19 protein-coding genes are annotated in these 21535 nt (G+C 33.6%); 8 read left to right on the top strand and 11 right to left on the bottom strand.

Translation table 11 applies throughout. The annotated features are described in order from the left end of the window. Positions 1–101 precede the first annotated feature (101 nt). The gene (locus tag VK164_RS12840; RefSeq protein ID WP_324209726.1) at positions 102–1694 is read right to left on the bottom strand and encodes a hypothetical protein; all 1593 of its coding nucleotides are present in this window, start codon (positions 1692–1694) and stop codon (positions 102–104) included. Between the two features lie 163 nt (positions 1695–1857). Here VK164_RS12840 and VK164_RS12835 point away from each other — a divergent pair, with 163 nt between their 5' ends. From VK164_RS12835 to hemL, 4 genes are read left to right on the top strand one after another with little or no spacing between them, the layout of a single operon-like run. Beyond that, entirely contained in the window at positions 1858–3699 is a 1842-nt protein-coding gene (locus tag VK164_RS12835) for a T9SS type A sorting domain-containing protein (RefSeq protein ID WP_324209725.1), read from the top strand. Positions 3700–3748: 49 nt separating this feature from the next. Then, a complete protein-coding gene (locus VK164_RS12830) occupies positions 3749–4660 on the top strand; it encodes a 1-aminocyclopropane-1-carboxylate deaminase/D-cysteine desulfhydrase (RefSeq protein WP_324209724.1) in 912 nt (303 codons plus the stop codon). Further along, positions 4653–5525, top strand: a complete 873-nt coding sequence (locus VK164_RS12825; protein WP_324209723.1) for a glucosaminidase domain-containing protein — start codon at positions 4653–4655, stop codon at positions 5523–5525. Before VK164_RS12830 ends, VK164_RS12825 begins: the two co-directional genes overlap by 8 nt. Then, positions 5525–6811: a glutamate-1-semialdehyde 2,1-aminomutase gene (gene hemL / locus VK164_RS12820; protein ID WP_324209722.1), complete on the top strand. Its 1287-nt coding sequence runs from the start codon at positions 5525–5527 to the stop codon at positions 6809–6811. Before VK164_RS12825 ends, hemL begins: the two co-directional genes overlap by 1 nt. A 31-nt stretch (positions 6812–6842) precedes the next feature. On the opposite strand, the gene VK164_RS12815 is transcribed toward hemL, so the two are convergent. From VK164_RS12815 to lysS, 3 genes are all read right to left on the bottom strand, one after another. Further along, a complete protein-coding gene (locus VK164_RS12815) occupies positions 6843–7172 on the bottom strand; it encodes a hypothetical protein (protein WP_324209721.1) in 330 nt (109 codons plus the stop codon). A 73-nt stretch (positions 7173–7245) separates the two neighbouring features. Beyond that, complete coding sequence (locus VK164_RS12810) at positions 7246–7698, bottom strand: hypothetical protein (RefSeq protein WP_324209720.1); 453 nt, start codon at positions 7696–7698, stop codon at positions 7246–7248. Positions 7699–7812: 114 nt separating this feature from the next. Further along, complete coding sequence (gene lysS / locus VK164_RS12805; RefSeq protein WP_324209719.1) at positions 7813–9510, bottom strand: lysine--tRNA ligase; 1698 nt, start codon at positions 9508–9510, stop codon at positions 7813–7815. Between the two features lie 135 nt (positions 9511–9645). On the opposite strand from lysS, the gene VK164_RS12800 reads away from it, so the two are divergent. Further along, positions 9646–11049, top strand: coding sequence for an MATE family efflux transporter (locus VK164_RS12800; RefSeq protein WP_324209718.1), 1404 nt, complete (start codon positions 9646–9648; stop codon positions 11047–11049). Positions 11050–11069: 20 nt separating this feature from the next. Then, entirely contained in the window at positions 11070–11300 is a 231-nt protein-coding gene (locus VK164_RS12795; RefSeq protein ID WP_166236583.1) for a hypothetical protein, read from the top strand. Between the two features lie 49 nt (positions 11301–11349). Here the strand turns inward: VK164_RS12795 and meaB are convergent, their stop codons facing one another. Next, positions 11350–12492: a methylmalonyl Co-A mutase-associated GTPase MeaB gene (gene meaB / locus VK164_RS12790; protein ID WP_324209717.1), complete on the bottom strand. Its 1143-nt coding sequence runs from the start codon at positions 12490–12492 to the stop codon at positions 11350–11352. Positions 12493–12537: 45 nt separating this feature from the next. Here meaB and VK164_RS12785 point away from each other — a divergent pair, with 45 nt between their 5' ends. Together VK164_RS12785 and VK164_RS12780 are read left to right on the top strand one after the other, a co-directional pair. Next, the gene (locus VK164_RS12785) at positions 12538–13449 is read left to right on the top strand and encodes an AEC family transporter (RefSeq protein WP_324209716.1); all 912 of its coding nucleotides are present in this window, start codon (positions 12538–12540) and stop codon (positions 13447–13449) included. A 26-nt stretch (positions 13450–13475) separates the two neighbouring features. Further along, positions 13476–14876: an FAD-binding oxidoreductase gene (locus VK164_RS12780; protein WP_324209715.1), complete on the top strand. Its 1401-nt coding sequence runs from the start codon at positions 13476–13478 to the stop codon at positions 14874–14876. Between the two features lie 5 nt (positions 14877–14881). Here the strand turns inward: VK164_RS12780 and VK164_RS12775 are convergent, their stop codons facing one another. The 6 genes from VK164_RS12775 to VK164_RS12750 all read right to left on the bottom strand — a co-directional run bounded on the left by VK164_RS12775 (position 14882) and on the right by VK164_RS12750 (position 21532). Further along, the gene (locus VK164_RS12775; RefSeq protein WP_324209714.1) at positions 14882–15292 is read right to left on the bottom strand and encodes a hypothetical protein; all 411 of its coding nucleotides are present in this window, start codon (positions 15290–15292) and stop codon (positions 14882–14884) included. A 79-nt stretch (positions 15293–15371) separates the two neighbouring features. Beyond that, positions 15372–18728 (bottom strand): preprotein translocase subunit SecA, encoded by a 3357-nt coding sequence (secA, locus tag VK164_RS12770; RefSeq protein WP_324209713.1) that lies wholly within the window; start codon positions 18726–18728, stop codon positions 15372–15374. 85 nt (positions 18729–18813) lie between these two features. After that, positions 18814–19035 carry a DUF2795 domain-containing protein gene (locus VK164_RS12765; protein WP_002986941.1) on the bottom strand — a complete coding sequence of 74 codons (222 nt, stop codon included), beginning with the start codon at positions 19033–19035 and terminating at the stop codon, positions 18814–18816. 179 nt (positions 19036–19214) lie between these two features. Further along, positions 19215–19784, bottom strand: a complete 570-nt coding sequence (locus VK164_RS12760) for a cob(I)yrinic acid a,c-diamide adenosyltransferase (RefSeq protein ID WP_288983167.1) — start codon at positions 19782–19784, stop codon at positions 19215–19217. A 131-nt stretch (positions 19785–19915) separates the two neighbouring features. After that, positions 19916–20608 (bottom strand): ABC transporter ATP-binding protein, encoded by a 693-nt coding sequence (locus tag VK164_RS12755; RefSeq protein ID WP_324209712.1) that lies wholly within the window; start codon positions 20606–20608, stop codon positions 19916–19918. Positions 20609–20704: 96 nt separating this feature from the next. Beyond that, entirely contained in the window at positions 20705–21532 is an 828-nt protein-coding gene (locus VK164_RS12750; RefSeq protein ID WP_324209711.1) for a class I SAM-dependent methyltransferase, read from the bottom strand. Positions 21533–21535: the final 3 nt, after the last annotated feature.

Here is a 21535-nt window from a genome sequence, read left to right as displayed (position 1 = left end):
TAAAAAAAAACTCAAAAATTTAGTCTGAATGAGTTAAAAAAAAGAGTTTACTAAGCTTAGTAAACTCTTTTTTTGAATGAGTCGCGTGAGTTATAATAAAATTATTTTTTTGTTTCTTTTGGTCTTTTAACTAACGGAGGAATGTTTGATCCTTCGTGCGCTTCAACAGGTGCCATTTTCCCAAATTCTAAAGAAGTGCCATTCCACCACATAGCTTTTGAAGTTTCTGTAGCTTCTTCATCAATTGTTAAAAAGCTATCTAAATTTGTATCAAAATCTTTGGTTAATAATTCTGAAGGGACATTTAATTCGTTGGCATTGTTTTTTTCTCCAATAGCGATCCAATAAAAAGAAGCGTTTGAAGTTCCGTTTCCGTTTTCTTTCACAATAAAACCATTGTTTGTAACTTCTGCGATGTAAACTCCTTTAGTTTCTCCCATTGGAGTTACGGTAACAATTACAGGTTTGTCTTTAGCGGTTAATTGCGAATAATTTGTATCAAAAGTAATTTTAGCTGTACCATTTACTAATTTCCCTGTTCCTTTTGTGGAAACATCAACTGTGGTTGACGTAGCTGCATAAGTAACTGTTTTGTTGCCTTCTTTTGTAGTGTTAACTACGGCATATCCCTTATTAGATATTGAAGAACCATCTGTATATTGACCAACAATATCTCCTTTTGTAATTAAACCGTATTGGTTTCCTTTTAAGTGACCACCCAGGAAACCTCCACCAATAGCTAAACCGATTGATGAATTTACAGATGTATTTGAAGATCTTGCTGCTGCTGCAACATAAGCAACACTCCCTTGAACTGCATTATTGTTTCCATTGCTTCTTTCGTAACCCAGCATTCCATAAGTGGCATTGTTGTTATTGATTCCCATTACACCTCCAACTGCTCTTGCGGTATTACCCGTTGTTTGTCCTTTGATTGCGAAGGCCCAATCTGTTGTTGTTCCTAATTGTCCATTAACACCGGCATTCGAGTTGTTAAGAGTTGTTCCTGCTCCTGTTGAGTTGCTTAATCCTCGCACGCCAGGCCCATCGGAAGCTGATCCTTCATATTCTCCTTGTACGCCTGCAAACACGGTAGTTCCGGATTGGACTAATCCATAAGTTCCGGCTCCATTAAAATTTGTATATCCATTAACTGCCCATGGAAATGTTGCATTACCAACTCCGTTCATTAAGTCTCCTGGTAAAACTGTATTGTAAGCTCCAATAAAAAATTCTCCTAAATTAGATACACGTGCTCTGTGAACGCCATTTGTTCTAATATCAATATTGGTATTATCGTAAGTTCCTAAAAAGTGAGTTCCACCAGTAGTTGCGGTTCCACCATTAATTCCACCATTCCCAATGATGGACCAGTCTAGTCCCCCTGGGGAACCTGCAACAGAAATCCATCTAGTGCCATTCCAATAATATAGTCCCGGTGACACGTTGTTTGGCATAACGCCTGCAGTATTTGTATTCCAAACTAAAGTTCCATTAGCTAATGCGCCTCCTTGAGGATTAAGTACTGGGGCAGCAACTGTTAAATCAGTAAGGGCAACTTGTGGAGGAATAAATCCAGAGGTAGTTGAAGAAACATCTAAAGCTCCTCTAGGGGTTGTTGTACCAACGCCAACTTGAGCAAATGAATAAGTGCTGCAAAGAACTGCAGCTAAAAGTAATTTTTTAACTTCCATAGTGTAAGGGGCTTAAGTTATTTTTTAATTTTTATAAAACTAAACATCACAAAAATAACTATTTATTTTATATAACAAAATTTTATAAAAAAAATCTTTGATTTCTTGTAAAATACGTTAATTAAGTATATATTTGTCAATTAACCCCCTAAAGGCTAAGATCATGAAAGAAAAAATACTTTTAACATTGGGAATGTTGTGTTTTTTTGTGAACGCAAGTGCTCAATTGTATGTTAATCCAGGTAGTTATGTTTTTATGACTAATCAGTTTATGTATGTTACACAGGATGTTAATATACAAAATACTGGGAATTTCTATATGAGGAATACTGCACAGTTGTTGCAAGGTACTACAGGAGCTTCTACTAATTTTGGTGCTGGTAAATTGTCACTTTTTCAAGAAGGGACAACTAATAATTTTCAATATAACTATTGGTGTTCTCCTGTTGGAGCGGCTTCTGGTATATTTGGAAATGAACAATTTGGTATCGCACTATTGAATAGACCAACAGGATTGGTAACAAGTACTGCAGCAACAATTTTGCCAACAAATAATTACAATGGAACATCAAGTCCTTTAGCAATAGCTCCATATTGGATTTGGAAATTTGTTACATCGTCAACTTATGCACAATGGGCTTATGTAGGTAGTGCTACTTCAGTAAATCCAGGCGAAGGTTTTACTATGAAAGGAACCTCTGGAAATGATGCAACTATTGTTGATGCTGATGGTGTTCAGAATAATTCAGGTAGTAGACAGCGTTATGATTTTAGAGGAAAGCCTAACGATGGAACTATTTCAGTACCAGTTTCAGCCGGAAACTTTACCTTAGTTGGTAATCCATATCCAAGTGCAATTGACTTAAATGCTTATTTACTACATCCAGCAAATGCTTTGGTAATTGATGGTGCTGCTCGTTTTTGGGAACAAGTAGTTGTGAATACACACACTTTAAGCCAGTACCAAGGAGGTTATGGAATATATACACCCGGTTTAGGTTATACTGCTGCGGCTTTTTGGACATATGATGGATTAGGAAATCAAGGAATTCCAGCCGGTTCGGGAACAAACTTTCAAAGAAGATTTAGCCCAGTAGGACAAGGATTTATGGTGATGGGAACTGCAGCTGGATCAGTTACAATGAGAAATTCTTTTAGAGCTTTTGTAAGAGAAGCCGTTGTTAACCAATCTGAATTTGCTAAAAATACAGATCAAACAGCTACTACCGATGTTTATGACCCGAGTTCTGAATATTTTCCAGAAATTCCAAATGTAGCAGGAATTGATTATACTCAAGTTAAAAAAACGTATGCTCCTCAATTAAAAATTTACGCAATGTATAATGATGGGGGAGTAAGACCTACAACTTTAGGTTTTGATGATAATGCAACTGATGGTTTTGATTATGGATGGGATGGAAGATCTCCTTCCGGTGAGGCAGCAGAATTTTATTATATTTTAGAAGGAACAACTAATGAATATGTAGCTTCGGCTATCAAGTTTGATATCAATAAAAAAGTTCCTGTTGGTTTTAGATGTACTGCACAAACCAATTTTAAAGTTCAAGTAAAAGAAGTATTGAATGGTTTTGATCCCAATCAAGCTGTTTACATGCATGATAAAGTAACTGGAATATACTACGATATTAAGACAGGTATTTTTGATATGACTCTACCTGCAGGTGATGATAAAACAAGATTTGAAATTACTTTTAAAAATACTGATGACACTTTGACAACACCTGATGAGGCTAGCAGTATGTTTGTAGTTGTTCAAGATAATGAACAAGGGATGCTAACGATTCAAAATTCTTTATTAAAGGATATTACTTCATTATCTTTATACGATGTAACAGGGAAATTAGTGTTGAGTAAATTGAATTTAGGTAGCGCAGCTTCATATCAATTTTCTACAGCTGGTTTAAGTGATGGTGTTTATGTAGTAACAGCAGCTACTGCTGATAATGTAAATGTGAGCAAAAAAGTATCTGTTTATAAAAAATAAGAGACAATTATAGTATATTTGAAAGCAGCTTTTAATAGCTGCTTTTTTTATGAAAACCAGTCAAAATCAAAAAATACAAATAGTATTTCCAAAAGGTATTACACTCTATATTAAAAGAGAAGATTTGTTGCATCCTATAATTTCTGGTAATAAATTTAGAAAACTGAAATATAACTTGGAAGAAGCTAAACGATTAGGTTTTAAAAAGTTATTAACCTTTGGAGGTGCTTTTTCAAATCATATAGTTGCCTTGTCAGGAGCAGGAGCAGCCTTTGGTTTTGAAACTATTGGAGTAATACGCGGTGAAGAATTAATAGATAAAATTCATGAGAATCCATCGTTACAGTTTGCCCAACAAAATGGGATGCAACTTTATTTTATTGATAGAACTTCATACAGAGAGAAAGCGAGTAAAAATTTCATAGTGAATATGCAAAATTTATTTGGTAATTTTTATTTGGTTCCAGAAGGAGGAACTAATGATTTAGCAATAAAAGGTTGCGAAGAGATTCTAACAGAAGAAGATATTGCACAATTTAATTATATCTGTTGTGCAATGGGAACTGGTGGAACAATTTCAGGAATTATTAATTCGTCGAGTGAAACGCAAGAAATTATTGGATTTTCTTCGTTAAAAGGTGATTTTTTATCTGATGTAATTCGTAATTTTGTACAGAAAAAAAATTGGAACGTTAATTGTGATTATCATTTTGGAGGTTATGGAAAGGTTTCAGATGAACTTATATCATTTTTAAACTTTTTTTATAAGCAAACTAAAATTCCATTAGACCCTGTTTATACTGGAAAAATGATGTTTGGAATTTTTGATTTAATTGAAAAAGGATATTTTCCACCCAATTCAAAAATTCTAGCTATCCACACAGGAGGATTACAAGGAGTTGCAGGTATGAATGATATGTTACAAAAAAAGAATAAAGAAACAATACATTATAATGGTTAAAAAAATCATCTTATTTCTGATAGGTATTATGATTGTTAGTTGTAATAGTACAAAACCAATTGTGCGAACTACTTCAAAGTCAAAGCCTAAATCAACAACTACCACGACTAAAAATAAGCCAGTGGTTCAAAATACTACTACCAAAACAACTCCTGAGAATAAAACAACAACTTCTTCAACTAATGGAAAAGAAGTACAATTAGAAGCAACTTCGAATGTTAGAACTTATGAAGAAGAAATCAAATTGTATGTAGCAGATTTTAGTGAAATTGCAAAAAACAATATGAAAACACATGGAATTCCAGCTAGTATTATTCTAGCGCAAGGAATTTTAGAATCTGGAGCTGGAAAAGGAAAATTAGCAATTTCAGCTAATAATCATTTTGGAATTAAATGCCATACAGGATGGACGGGAGACAGTGTTCGTCATGATGATGATGCTGAGCAGGAGTGTTTTAGAAAATATAATCAAGCTGCTGAATCTTACAAAGATCATTCTTTGTTTTTAACATCAAGAAGTCGTTATGCGTCACTATTTAATTTAGATAAAGGTGATTATGAATCTTGGGCAAAAGGCTTGAAGGCAGCGGGCTACGCAACAGATGTGAAATATCCAGATAAACTAATCGGTTTAATAGAGCGATTCGAATTGTATAAATATGATAATGAGGTTCTAAATCGCAATTATATTCCTGTAAAAAAAGATCCTTTAGTTGAAATTTCTGAAGGTTACTATACAATCCAACAAGGAGACACTTTATATTCTTTATCTAAGAAATTTAGTTTATCAGTTGATGATTTGAAAAAAATGAATAATCTTTCAGACAATGCCATATCAATTGGGCAAAAAATAAAAATAAAATAATGTTATATAAGAGAAGTAGCGAATTATTTATTGAGGCAAATAAAGTAATTCCTGGAGGAGTAAATTCACCAGTTAGAGCATTTAAAGGAGTAGGAGGAACGCCAATTTTTGTAAAAGAAGCAAAAGGAGCTTATTTATACGATGAAGATGGAAATCGTTTGATTGATTATATCAATTCTTGGGGTCCAATGATTTTAGGTCATGCCTATGAGCCTGTAGTAAATGCTGTAATTGAGAAAGCTAAAAAAGGAACTTCTTTTGGGATGCCAACAGAATTAGAAACACAAATTGCAACATTAGCTGTTTCTATGGTTCCAAATATTGATAAAATACGATTTGTAAACTCTGGCACTGAAGCTTGTATGAGTGCTATTCGATTAGCAAGAGGTTATACTAAACGCGACAAAATAATTAAATTTTCAGGTTGTTATCATGGTCATTCAGATTCATTTTTGATTGCTGCAGGAAGTGGATTGAGTACTTTTGGTGTGCCAAACAGTCCAGGTGTGACAGATGGAACGGCAAAAGATACATTATTAGCAAATTACAATGATATTGAAAATGTAAAAGCTTTATTTGAAGCTAATAAAGATCAAATTGCGGCAATAATTATAGAGCCTGTTGCTGGAAATATGGGGTGTATTCCGCCAGCTAAAGGTTTTTTAGAAGTATTAAGAAAAATTTGTTCAGAAAATGGGGCATTACTTATTTTTGATGAAGTAATGACGGGATTTCGTTTAGCAAAAGGTGGCGCTCAAGAATTATTTGGTATTCAAGCAGATATTGTTTGTTTTGGAAAAGTAATTGGCGGAGGTTTGCCTGTTGGTGCTTTTGCTGCTCGAGAAGAAATAATGAATTATTTAGCTCCTTTAGGACCAGTGTATCAAGCAGGAACATTGTCAGGAAACCCATTAGCTATGGCAGCTGGATTTGAAATGCTGAAAGCTTTAAATAATAATACTGCAATTTTTAAAAGTTTAGAAGAAAAAACAGCTTATTTAGAGAAAGGAATTCAAAAAGTATTAACGGAGGCTAACATTCAATTTACAATTAATAGAGTTGGTTCTATGATTTCTGTACATTTTGATGCTAATCCAGTTTGTGATTTTAATACGGCAAAAAATGGTGATAATGAAACGTTTAAAAAGTTTTTCCACGGTTTGTTAAATCGAGGAGTTTATATTGCACCATCGGCTTATGAGACTTGGTTTATTACAGAAGCTTTAACCTATGAAGATTTAGATTTTACAATTAATGCAATTGCGAGTGTTGCAAAAGAGTTATAAAAAAAAGTCCCGATTTAAATCGGGACTTTTTTTATTTTAAAGTCAGTTTATTGAAAACCGCACTATTTTTTTCTAAAAGAACTAACTGCTCTTGCGTTAGCATATCCTTGATTTCAGTTCTTATTCTTTTAAATAAATCCTTTTTTTCTTCTTCAGTAGGATTTACCGCTAAAGATTTATGTTTGTGAATGAATATTTGATAAACTCTCTCAGAAACATCCTCATTAAGTTTTAAAACTGCCGTAAGTTCAGTAGCATCTTTTTTTGCTAAAGTAAAAATATCTCCTTTTTGAGTTTCTTGTGCAGAAGCTCCTATTGTGAAAGCAAAAAACAAAGCGATTACTGCAAATAATTTTTTCATGTTGTTATTTTTTATAGTTTTCGAAATTCAAATCTAATAGATTTTTTTCGGATAACCAAAAAAAAGATTAAAACTATTCTTCAGGCTCAGTATGTCCTTTTCTTTTTTGTTTCATTTTCTCCATTTTTTCACTTCTCATTTCACTTCTTTTTTCATGATTTTCTTCCCATTCTTTATATTGTTCTGGAGTTAAAATCTTCTTCATTTTGGCTTTCATTTCAATTTGCTCATCAAGCATTTTGCTTTTCATCTCAAATTTTTCGTCAGCTGATGGTTTTTCACCTTTTTCTTTATTGCCTTTAAATTCTGCTATTTTTGCCTCTCTTTTTTGAGCTTGTTCTAATAGAATTGCTTTAATTTCTTTTTGTTGTTTTTCATTTAAATCTAAATCCAAAGTCATTTTTTTAACTTGTAGTTCAGATTGTTGTTCTGGAGTTAGTTTTTCTCCTCTTTCTCTTTCTCTTCCTTCTTGCGCAAATGATAGTGAACTAATAACTAAGGCAATTGCTAAAATTAATTTTTTCATCGTTTATAATTTTAAATTGTTTGATGATAAGACAATGCAGAAATTAAAAGGTTTAATCTTTAACAAAAAATTAAGTTTAATGCATAAAAAAGGCACTCAATTGAGTGCCTTTTTTTACTTTCCTAAATATTCGGCTATTTTATTTTCGCCGTCTACTTTTATTTTCATCAAACCATGTTTGCTAATTCCTTTGCTGGCAGCGTCCCATTTTTTTCCGCTTAAACCTGCTTTTTCTTTTAGTTCACCAATGGAAATTCCTTCGTTTGCTTTTAGAATTTCTATGATGTGTTTTTCGTCTTCTGTTAATTCTGGTCCTTTTTTCTCCGGTCGCATTTGAGGGAAAAATAATACTTCTTGAATAGATGGATTATTCGTTAAAAACATAATTAATCTGTCCATTCCAATCCCTAATCCAGAAGTTGGAGGCATTCCGTATTCTAAAGCTCTTAAGAAATCTTCATCGATAATTCCGTTTGCTTCATCATCTCCTTTTGCTGCTAAAGCCATTTGGTTTTCAAAACGCTCACGTTGATCAATTGGGTCATTTAATTCCGAATAAGCGTTTGCAATTTCTTTTCCACAAACCATCAACTCAAAACGCTCAGTTAATTCAGGATTATCGCGGTGTGATTTACATAATGGAGACATTTCTTTTGGATAATCTGTAATGAATGTTGGTTGAATGAAATTTCCTTCACATTTTTCACCAAAAATCTCATCAATTAATTTTCCTTTACCCATGGTATCGTTTACTTCGATTCCCATAGATTTTGCAGCTTCGCGTAATTCATCTTCCGATTTTCCAGTGATGTCAAAACCAGTGAATTGTTTAATCGCATCAGTCATTGTTACTCTTGCATATGGTGCTTTGAAATCTACTTTATGTTCGCCAAAAGTAGCTTCAGTTGTTCCATTTACTTGAGTAGCACAATATTCTAAAAGATTTTCAGTCATTTCCATCATCCAGTTGTAGTCTTTGTAAGCTACATAAATTTCCATTGCAGTAAATTCTGGATTGTGTGTTCTGTCCATTCCTTCGTTACGGAAGTTTTTTGAAAACTCGTAAACACCATCAAATCCTCCAACAATTAATCTTTTCAAATATAACTCGTTAGCAATTCTCATATACAATGGAATATCTAAACTATTGTGATGTGTAATAAACGGACGTGCTGCCGCTCCACCAGGAATCGATTGTAGAACCGGAGTTTCTACTTCCATATAACCAGCTTCGTTGAAAAATGTTCTCATGGCTGTGAACAATTTTGTTCTTTTCATGAAAACTTCTTTCACATGTGGATTAACTACTAAATCTACATAACGCATTCGGTAACGCAATTCTGGGTCAGTAAATGCGTCAAAAACATGACCTTCTTCGTCTGTTTTTGGTAACGGAAGCGGTTTTAATGTTTTGCTCAACATTTTAAAATCATCCACACGAACGCACATTGCGCCCACTTTTGTCATGAATAATTCGCCTTCAATTCCAATAAAGTCACCCAAATCGGTTAATTTTTTGAAAACCTGATTGTAAAGCGTTTTGTCTTCGCCTTCGCAAAGTACATCGCGATTAAAATACAATTGAATTCTTCCTTCACTGTCTTGTAATTCAGCAAATGAAGCTTTTCCTTGATCACGAACACTCATTAGTCGACCAGCCAAAATAACCTTCTTGCCTTCTTCAAAATTTTCCTTCACTTGCTTTGAAGTGTGATTCACCGGAAATAAATCCGCTGGATAAGGGTTAATTCCAAGTTCGCGTAAAGCGTTTAATTTGTCTCTTCTAATGATTTCTTGTTCCGAAAGTTGCATAGTATTGTATTTAAGCGTGCAAAGATAGGTATTAGTTAGAAAGTTTCAAAGTAGTAAAGTTTCAATTCGGATTTATTAAAAAAGATAAGATTTTAAAATCAAAGTGGTACTTTTGTATTCGAAAAACAGCTATAAATGACACTTTCTCATTACACTAAAGAATTTTCTTATAATTTAAAATTGGCATATCCTATTATTTTAGGGATGCTTGGTCATACACTTATTGGAATAGTTGACAATATTATGGTTGGAAAATTAGGCTCAACAGAATTGGCTGCAGTTTCATTAGGTAATAGTTTTATTTTTATTGCAATGTCTTTAGGAATAGGTTTTTCAACTGCGATAACTCCTTTAATTGCACAAGCTGATGCAGAAAAAGATGAAAAAAAAATACGTTCTGTTTTTCATCATGGATTACTTTTGTGCACCATTTTAGGAATAGCACTTTTCGCTATAATTGTTTTAGCTAAGCCAATCATGTTATTAATGCATCAGCCTAAAGAAGTGGTTGAAATGGCCTATCCCTATATAGATTGGGTGGCTTTTTCATTAATTCCAGTGATAGTTTACCAAGGTTATAAGCAATTTGCAGATGGTTTATCAAAGACCAAATATTCTATGTATGCTATTTTTATGGCAAATGTGGTACATATTTTTTTTAATTACGTATTGATTTACGGTGTTTGGTTTTTTCCAAAATTAGGGATTTTGGGAGCTGCATTAGGAACTGTCATTTCAAGAGTTATGATGGTTGTCTTTATGCATTATATTTTAAAATACGATAAAACTATAAAACCCTATTTTAAAAATTTCAGTTTTAAAGAAATCAAGAAGTCTATTATACAAAAAATAGTCAATTTAGGAACACCTTCTGCCATGCAAATGCTATTCGAAGTTAGTTTGTTTACAGGTGCTATTTGGTTAAGTGGTTCAATCGGAAAGACGAGTCAAGCAGCTAATCAAATTGCATTAACATTAGCCACAATGACGTTTATGTTTGCTATGGGTTTAAGTGTAACGGCAATGATTAGAATTTCAAATCAAAAAGGATTAAATGATTATGTGAAATTAGTTGTGGTAGCAAAGTCTATTTTTTTATTAGCAATAATTATCGAGATTGTTTTTGCGCTATTTTTTATTGCATTTCACAATTATTTACCATCATTATTTCTTAATTTAGAAAATACTCATCAAGCAATAGATAATAGGGAAGTGGTACATATTGCAGCTCAATTGTTAGTAGTTGCTGCTATTTTTCAAATTTCAGACGGCATTCAAGTTGTTGTTCTAGGAGCACTGAGAGGATTACAAGATGTAAAAGTACCAATGTATATTACTTTTGTAGCTTATTGGTTAGTTGGTTTCCCAATTTCTTTTTATTTGGGTTTGTACACCAAATTAAAAGCAACAGGAATTTGGATAGGTTTACTCGCAGGTTTAACAATTGCGGCAATTTTATTATATATACGATTTAATCAATTATCTAAAAGATTAATTGAAGAGCAAATAATAGAACCTCGTGAAATACAGACTCAATAATAAACACTAAATATTAAAACATGGATTTACCAAAATTTGTAATCGGTGACAATACCGATTTTCCAGAAGATATTTTCATCATTCATTTAGAATATCCACGATTCGTAATCAACTTAAAAGATGACGAAGTAGAATTTTTAGAAGACATCGAAGAGGAAGACGAAAAAGAATTAGAATCAGAAATGGAACATTTAATTACCATTGCTGGAGAATTCTACGATAGAGAAATTGAACGTTACGAGCAGGAATAGTGTTCAGTAAAAAGTGTTCAGATTTAGCATAAAAGCTAATCACTTTTCACTAATTACTATTTATTAAATATTGTTCCAACAAATTCATAGCCGCTGCAAAAGGTGATATTTCATTGTTTTGCACGGCTTTTTTATTTTCTTCTAGTAGTTGAATGATATTCGGATGATTGTAAAAATGCGATTTCAATTGTTCGTTAATCGTTTCCATCATCCAAAATTGATTTTGATTTTGACGTTTTTCTTCGAAATAATGATTTGCTTTTACCAGTTCGAAATATTCAGAAATAATTTCCCAAATCGCATCAATACCTGTTTTTTCATAAGCACTACAAGTAGTTACTTTCGGAATCCAACCGGATGATTTAGCTGGAAATAAATGTAATGCTCTATTGAATTCAGTTTTGGCTAATTTGGCTTTCTCAACATTATCACCATCCGCTTTATTAATTACGATAGTATCCGCCATTTCCATAATACCGCGTTTAATGCCTTGTAATTCATCGCCAGCACCTGAAATTTTCAGCAACAAAAAGAAATCTACCATACTGTGAACGGCGGTTTCGCTTTGCCCTACTCCAACGGTTTCAATGATAATTGTATCAAAACCACAAGCTTCACAAAGAATAATAGTTTCACGCGTTTTTCTAGCAACACCACCTAATGTATCACCCGAAGCACTTGGTCGGATATAGGCATTTTCATCTTTTACCAATTCTTCCATACGGGTTTTATCGCCCAAAATACTTCCGTGACTGATGGACGAACTTGGATCAACTGCTAAAACAGCGACTTTCTTTCCGATAGAAGTTAAATATTTTCCAAAAGCTTCAATAAACGTACTTTTGCCAACACCAGGAACACCTGTAATTCCTATTCGAACCGAATTATTCGCATGTGGCAAACAAACTTTTATGACTTCATTCGCTTTGGCTAAATGCTCAGGATTTGTACTCTCAACTAAAGTTATAGCACGACTCAAAGCCGTTTTGTCACCTTTTAAAATTCCAGCAATCAATTCTTCTGCCGAAGGTTGTTTTCTTCGGAATTGTTGAATTTGATGCGCAACAACCGCACTCAATGTTTCGGGTTGTTCCACGCCATGAATTTCTGAAAGAGCCGATTTTTTATTTGGTGTTTTCAAAAGGAATTTTACTTTGTGTAAAAATACAAAAATTGTAGGAATATAAAACATTGAAATCTTAAGGTTTAATTACCTTTGTAATCTTGATTTCACGAAATGGAAAACATCATTCTTTTATTTTTGTGTTTACTTTTGGGCATTGCGCTTCAAAAAGTACCTCAATTTCCTAAAAATGCCTATCAAAGTTTGAATCAATTCGTGATTTATGTTTCACTTCCAGCTTTGGCATTGTTTTACATTCCTAAAATTACGATTTCAATTGCTTTACTTTATCCATTAGGAATTGCTTGGTTTGGTTTCGGTTTATCATTTGTGTTTTTCTATGTTTTGGGAACCTATTTTAAATGGTCAAAAAAGTTAATCGGTTGTTTAATTTTAACGAGTGGATTGAGTAATACTTCATTTGTAGGTTTCCCAATTATCGAAGCTTTATATGGTACCGAAGGATTGAAAACCGCTATCATTGTAGATCAACCGGGTTCATTCGTTGTTGTAACTACTTTAGGAATCTTAGTAGCAGCTAGTTTTTCAAGAGGAAATTTAAGCACTTCAGAAATTGTATTAAAAATTGTCAAATTTCCACCATTTATCGCTTTTACGATTGCACTTTTCTGCACAATATTTACTTTAGAATTTCCTGAAGCGTTGCAAAACTCCTTTTTAAGAATAGGAAACACCGTAACTCCGGTCGCTTTAGTAGCCGTGGGATTGCAATTAAAAATTGATACACGAAGCAAACATTGGTCTTTTTTAACTTTAGGTTTGCTTTTCAAATTGGTTCTAATGCCAGCTTTTTTCTTTTTACTATACAAAATTGTCTTAGGCGGAAATGGTTTTGAAATTGATGTTTCAATTATGGAATCTGCCATGGCGCCAATGATAACAGGTGCGATTTTAGCTTCCAATTACGGATTAAAACCGAAATTAAGTAGCATGATGATTGGAATTGGGATTCCTCTATCTTTAGCTACTATAGCCTTTTGGTATTGGGTATTAAGTAGTTTTTAATATCTTTACTTTTTCAATTTTACACTATGAATCCTGAAATATTACTTGCTCTTGAAAACATTGTTGGTTCGGCTTATATTTTTACAGATGAAGCTACCCGTAAAACTTATGGTCATGATGAAACGGAGGATTTGAGTTTTCCGCCTCATGTGGTAGTGAAACCAGCGAATACTGAAGAAGTTGCGCAAATTTTAAAAGTTTCAAATACGTATAAAATTCCGACGGTGCCAATAGGTGCTCGTACAGGTTTGAGTGGTGGTGCTTTGTCAATCTATGAAGGTATTGGAATTTCAATGGAGCGATTCAATCAGATTATTGAAATTGATGAGCAAAACCTACAAGTTACTACAGAACCTGGAGTAATTACACAAGTTTTACGCGAAGCTGTTGCCGAAAAAGGTTTGTTCTATCCTGTAGATCCAAGCAGTATGGGAAGTTGTTTTATTGGTGGAAATATTGCAGAGAATTCTGGTGGAGCAAGAGCTTTGAAATATGGTGTTACGAAAGATTATGTGCTGAATTTAGAAGTTGTTTTGCCTACTGGTGATGTGATTTGGACTGGAGCCAATACTTTGAAAAATTCAACGGGTTATAATCTTACACAATTGATGGTAGGAAGTGAAGGAACTTTGGGAATCGTAACAAAAATTGTATTGAAATTATTACCTCAAAATAAGCATAACGTTTTGCTTTTGGTTCCGTTTTATAAAGCAGAGCAAGCTTGTGAAGCGGTTTCAGCGATTTTTAGAGCAGGAATTGTACCAAGTGCTTTGGAGTTTATGGAACGCGATGCCATTGATTGGACATTGAAATTTGTCGATGGATTGAATGTGGAAGTAAGTGACAACGTTCAAGCACATTTGTTGATTGAAGTTGATGGGAATTACCCAGAAATTCTGATGCAAGAAGCAGAGCAAATTTTGACCGTTGTAGAACAATTTGAAATCGACGAAGTACTGTTTGCTGATACTGAAGAACAAAAAAATGCACTTTGGAAAATGCGTCGCTCTGTGGCGGAAGCTGTAAAAGCTAATTCGATTTATAAAGAAGAAGATACAGTTGTTCCAAGATATGAATTGCCAAAATTGCTAAAAGGAATCAAAGAAATTGGTGCTAAATATGGTTTTCAATCAGTGTGTTATGGACATGCGGGCGACGGTAACTTACACGTAAACATCATTAAAGGTAACATGACCGATGACAATTGGAAAACCGAAGTTCCAAAAGGAATTCGTGAAATTTTTGAATTAACAGTTGGTTTAAAAGGAACACTTTCTGGAGAGCATGGTATTGGTCTAGTTCAAAAAAACTACATGGACATTGCGTTTTCAAAAGTACATTTGGAATTAATGGAACGCATCAAAGCTATTTTTGACCCCAATAATGTGTTGAATCCCGGGAAGATTTTTCCTGATGGAAATGATTAATTCAATTACTTATTCAAAAACTCCACTAAACTCGCATCCGCATTTTTAAACGTTGGCGGTTGTTCGATAATACTTGCCACGCGCTTTTTGTTTAATTTCATGGTAATATCGGCTTCGGTTGTAAATAACAAAACAGATAAAAATGGATTATTGATGTGTGGAATTAATTCTGCTTCTAACTCGTCTAACTTGCAGATTTTTACTAGTTCTTGCTTTTCGGTGGTATAAATTTTATACGTCATTGACAATTTTAATATATTGTCTTCTACGATAGTTTTTACGTAAATGTTTTGCAATTCGGGTTTTCCAACGGTTTTAGCCAGTGTTAATTTAGCAAAAGTACCATCGGCTAAACTTGCTCTAACTTGGTTGAAAAATTCGGTGTAGGTGATATTGTTTGTTGGAATATTTTGCATTTTTGGAAATTTTATCAAATATAAAAAATCCCCAACTACTTTTGGTAATTGAGGATTAGTTTATTTTGACATGAATCAATTATTCGTTAACCAAAACCCATTCGCCAGAAGCAATCATGCTTTCAGCTTTTTTGAATTTCATGGTTTCGCTTTTACCACTCATGACATGTTTGATAGTTACGGTGTCATTACGATTGATTTTTGGTGTTTCTCTAGTAATTGTTTCCGTTACTTGTGGTCTTTGGCTTGCCATTTCACCCGCTCTTCTTGCTTCATTTGCAGCGTCATCGCTGTCTAAATCTTGCTTTGATTCGGTATAATTTTCTTTTTGACGCACTTGTTTTGCTTCGTGAATATCAGACGGGTTTTGTGAAGGTAAATTTCCTTTGAACAAGAATGAAATTACTTCTTTATTTACGTCATCAATCATTTTTTTAAACAAGTTGAACGCTTCAAATTTATAAATCAATAAAGGATCTTTTTGCTCATGAACTGCTAATTGAACTGATTGTTTTAACTCGTCCATTTTGCGTAAATGTTTTTTCCAAGCTTCATCTACAATTGCTAAAGTGATGTTTTTTTCAAAATCTGTCACTAAAGTTTTTCCTTCTGAAGTGTATGCTTTTTCTAAATCGGTTACAACATTCAACGATTTGATTCCGTCTGTAAAAGGAACGATAATTCGTAAATATTGACCATTATTGTTTTCATAAACATTTTTGATAATAGGATAGGCTTCCGATGCATTCCTTGTAATCTTATCGTTATAATGTTCTAAAACAGCTTTATATGTTTTTCCTGTAATTTCTCTGTCGGATAGTTTTCCAAATTCAGCTTCAGAAATTGGCGAACTTATTGAGAAATAACGAATTAATTCAAACTCATAGTTTTTAAAATCACCAGCTAATTTATTTTGTTCTACTATTAATTCGCAAGTATCATACATCATGTTTGCGATATCGACTTTTAAACGTTCTCCGTGTAATGCGTGACGTCTTCTTTTGTAAACTACTTCTCTTTGTGCGTTCATTACGTCGTCATATTCTAACAAACGTTTACGCACTCCAAAGTTGTTTTCCTCTACTTTTTTCTGTGCTCTTTCGATAGATTTTGTCATCATCGAGTGCTGAATTACTTCACCTTCTTTTAGACCAATTCTATCCATAACTTTTGCTACTCTTTCTGATCCAAATAAACGCATTAAATTATCTTCCAAAGACACGTAGAATTGTGAACTACCCACGTCTCCCTGACGACCAGCACGACCTCTTAACTGACGGTCTACACGACGCGAATCGTGACGCTCTGTTCCGATAATAGCCAAACCACCTGCTTTTTTAACTTCTTCAGATAATTTAATATCGGTACCACGACCGGCCATATTGGTTGCAATGGTAACTACTCCAGGTTTTCCTGCTTCGGCTACAATTTCTGCTTCACTTTTGTGCATTTTAGCATTCAATACATTGTGTTGAATACCTCTAATTTTCAACATTCGGCTTAATAATTCCGAAATTTCTACCGATGTTGTTCCAATCAATACAGGTCTTCCTGAATTTGATAATTGTACTACATCTTCAATAACTGCGTTAAATTTTTCACGAACAGTTCTATAAATCAAATCGTCTTTGTCTTTACGAGCCATTGGTCGGTTTGTTGGAATTTCTACAACATCTAATTTGTAGATTTCCCAAAATTCACCAGCTTCGGTAACAGCAGTTCCTGTCATACCTCCTAATTTGCTATACATACGGAAATAATTCTGTAATGTAATTGTAGCAAATGTTTGTGTAGCCGCTTCAATTTTAACGTTTTCTTTAGCTTCAATAGCTTGGTGTAACCCGTCTGAATAACGACGGCCATCCATAATACGACCAGTTTGTTCATCAACAATTAATACTTTATTGTCCATGATAACATATTCAGTATCTTTTTCAAATAAAGTATAAGCTTTTAACAACTGTGTTAATGTGTGAATACGTTCCGATTTGATAGAAAAATCTTTAAATAATTCTTCTTTGCGTTCTGCTTCTGCTTCTGTAGAAAGATTTTCTTTTTCAATTTGAGCAATTTCGGTTCCAATATCTGGTAAAACAAAAAACAGAGCATCTGTATCTTGTGAAAGATATTGAATTCCATTATCTGTTAATTCTACCTGATTGTTTTTTTCTTCAATAACAAAATATAATGCTTCATCAATTTTTGGCATTTCTCTGTTGTTATCTTGCATGTATTGATTTTCAGTTTTTTGAAGTAATTGTTTTACTCCTTCTTCTGATAAAAATTTAATTAAAGCTTTGCTTTTTGGTAACGCTCTATGAGAACGTAACAAGTAAAAACCAGCATCTTTATTATTTCCTTCTTTAAACAAACGTTTTGCTTCAGTTAAGCAATCAGTAGCTAATTTACGTTGTAAGGAAACTAAGTTTTCAACTTTTGGTTTTAATTCATTAAATTCATGACGATCTCCTTGAGGAACTGGTCCAGAGATGATTAAAGGTGTTCTGGCATCATCAATTAATACAGAATCGACCTCGTCAACAATAGCATAATTATGTTTGCGCTGTACTAAATCTTCAGGTGCATGAGCCATATTATCACGCAAATAATCAAAACCAAATTCGTTATTTGTTCCATAAGTAATATCAGCTTCGTATGCTTTTCTTCTTTCAAGTGAGTTAGGCTGATGATTGTCAATACAATCTACTGTCATTCCATGAAATTCAAAAAGAGGCGCTTTCCATGTACTATCACGTTTTGCTAAGTAATCATTTACTGTTACTAAGTGGACTCCATTTCCAGTTAAAGCGTTTAAGTATAATGGTAATGTTGCTACTAATGTTTTCCCTTCACCAGTTTGCATTTCGGCAATTTTACCTTGATGTAATACAACTCCACCAATTAATTGAACGTCATAATGAATCATATCCCAAGTAATGGCTTTACCAGCAGCATCCCATGAGTTTGCCCAGCTTGCATTGTCACCTTCAATAGTAATATATGATTTTGTAGCTGATAATTCACGATCTTTTGGAGTAGCAGTTACTGTAATTGTTGTGTTTTCTTTGAAACGGCGTGCTGTTTCCTTCACAACAGCAAATGCTTCAGGAAGAATTTCGTTAAGTATCTTTTCAGAAATTTCATACGCTTCTTTTTCGATTTTGTCGATTTCAGCATAGATATCTTCACGAGCATCAATATCTTGTGTTTGCTCGGCATCTTGCTTTAAAGAAACTATTTTAGCATCTTTTTCTGCACGAGCTTGTTGTATTTTTGATTTGAATTCGGCAGTTTTAGCACGTAATTCATCGTGAGATAACGCTTTTAAAGCATTTTCAAAAGATTTTACTTTTGTGATTAAAGGTTGAATCGCTTTTACATCTTTCTCCGATTTATCACCCACAAAAGCCTTCAATATGGAATTTATGATACTCATAATTTTTATTTTCTAAATGTTTGCAAATATAACCAAAAAAAAAGCCTCAGTGAAGAGACTTGTTTCTGTTGTGTTTATTTATTTTTTAATATTCGTCCTCATTCCAAAGATAATCTTCGTCAGTAGGATAGTCTGGCCAAATCTCTTCCATTGATTCATAGATTTCACCTTCGTCTTCTATAGACTGTAAGTTTTCCACTACTTCTAATGGAGCTCCAGTTCTAATAGCATAGTCGATAAGTTCATCTTTGGTTGCTGGCCAAGGTGCATCACTCAAGTATGACGCTAATTCTAATGTCCAATACATCTTTTTATCGATTTAAGTTTATGCAAAAATAAATTTATTACTTAAAAAATCAAGTTTTTTTTTACTTTTTTTATTAAAATTTAAGAACGTAGTTTTTTAAGGTTCAAATGGAGTTGTTTTTTTGTAATTATTTTTGCCAATCAATCCAAATAAAGCAATAAAATCCTGAGTATAGAATACTATTTTCGTGGTATCCATTGTACTTCATCAGCGTTCAAGTCGTAGGACAACTTTCGTGCCAAGACAAAAAGATAGTCAGAAAGTCGGTTTAAATACTTAATTACATGCTCATCTGTCGGTTCTATGTCATTCAAATGCACTGCTAAACGCTCAGCTCTACGACAAACACAACGAGCAATATGACAATATGACACAGTAGTATGGCCGCCAGGTAAAACAAAATGAGTCATAGGAGGTAACGATTCTTCCATTGTGTCAATTTCATTTTCTAAAAACTCAATGTCTGACTCAATAATGCCTAAATTTTGTAATCGTGGTTGTCCGTTTTTTAAGGTTTCTTTCTCGGGAGGAGTGGCTAAAATAGCACCAACTGTGAATAAGCGATCTTGTACTTCGATAAGAACATTTTTGTACAATTGATTCATTTCTTGATCACGAATTAATCCTATGTGAGAATTTAATTCGTCAACAGTTCCATAACTTTCGATTCGTATATGATGTTTTGGAACGCGAGTTCCACCAAATAATGCTGTAGTTCCTGTGTCTCCTGTTTTTGTGTAGACTTTCATTTTGTGAATAAAGATTATGAGTTTAAAAAGTGTTATTATATTTTAAACTAAATTTCTTTTCCAAAGATAACAAAATTTAAAGTGAATCAGCAACCAGCTTTGAGTTGAAAACAAAACTTCTGGTGTTAATTCTATTTTTTATTTAGTGTATCGCTTTCGATAATTCCATCACGCAAACGAATGATTCTGTGAGCATAAGCAGCAATATCTTCTTCGTGTGTTACTAAGATTACTGTGTTTCCGTTGGCGTGAATTTCGTTGAATAAATTCATTATTTCCACCGAAGTTTTACTGTCTAAGTTTCCAGTTGGTTCATCGGCTAAAATGATAGAAGGTTTGTTTACCAAAGCTCTCGCCACCGCTACACGCTGACGTTGACCACCTGAAAGTTGATTGGGTTTGTGATCCATTCTATCGTCTAACCCAACTTGTGTTAGTACTTCGGTAGCACGTTCCACACGTTCTGATTTAGAATGACCTGCATAAACCATCGGTAAAGCTACATTATCCAAAGCCGTTGTTCTAGGCATTAAGTTAAAGGTTTGAAAAACGAACCCAATTTCTTTATTACGAATTCCTGCCAATTCATCGTCTTGCATTTCGCTCACGTGTTTTCCGTTCAAAATGTAAGTCCCAGAAGTTGGCGTATCCAAACAACCTAAAATATTCATCAACGTTGATTTTCCAGAACCTGAAGGTCCCATCAAAGCAACATATTCACCTTTGTTGATTTCTAAATCGATGCCTTTTAACACATACACGATTTCGTTTCCTAAAGGAAAATCTCTTTTGATATTGGTTATTTTGATTAACGGATTTGCCATATTGAAATTAGAATTTAGCCTCTCGACTTCGCTCGAGATGACAATATTATTGATGTAACACTACTATAAGTAGAAAAAGAAAGGATTTTGTTACAACTAAAAGCGAATTCTTTCAAACAAATGCGAACTTATGGTTTTATTCGGATTGATGATGAAATGTTCCTTTTTTTGTTCGGCTCTAAAAAACACAATTCCCCATTGAAATGTGTCAATTGTGACCGAAACCTTTGGATGATTTTTTATGATTTTCCAAACATCTTCCATGTCGGTTGACCAATGAATGTCATCAAAAATCCAAACGGAATCATTTGAAACCGTTGGAAGTAAGGCTTCAAAGTACTCTAAAGTCGCTTTTTTGGAATGGTTGCCGTCGAAATAGATCAGTTGGCAGTGTTCAGTGTTGAGCGGGCAGTTTTTAAAATAATTTGAAAATTCAGTAGTTACAAATTCAATATTTTGAAAATTTGAATTTTGCTTTTGTAATTGAACTTGCGCTTGTTTTTGTGTATTTGTGCAACCTTCTAAAGTGATAATTTTTGTATTTTCATTTGCTAAAGAAAGTGCTGAAGTGGCCAAACCTAATGAAGTACCAATTTCTAAAACGCTTTTTGGTTGAAAATAACGAACGATTCTAAAAAGCAATTCGGCATTTTTTGGAGTAATTCCAGCGGTTTGTGCGATTTTTGAAATTGCTCTAACGTTCGATTTAAAAACTCTCGAACCTGCACCAAAATCGGTTACTTCAATCGTATTTTTATTTTCTAAAAGCGATTTTCGGTACGATTTTAAGGTTTTGTATTCTGAATATTTTGTGTTGTCATAAAAACATTTCGTAACCAAATCAAACACAAATGGCGAATGTATTCCATGTTCGTTTTTGGAATGGAAAAGAAATTTTAAATAGGATTTAATTAAATGATTCATAAT

Origin of the sequence: Flavobacterium sp., assembly GCF_035299005.1 — a bacterium.
Classification (GTDB): Bacteria; Bacteroidota; Bacteroidia; order Flavobacteriales; family Flavobacteriaceae; genus Flavobacterium.
The sequence above is the reverse complement of the archived record's forward strand: the minus strand, read 5'-3'. Positions and strand labels throughout refer to the sequence as shown.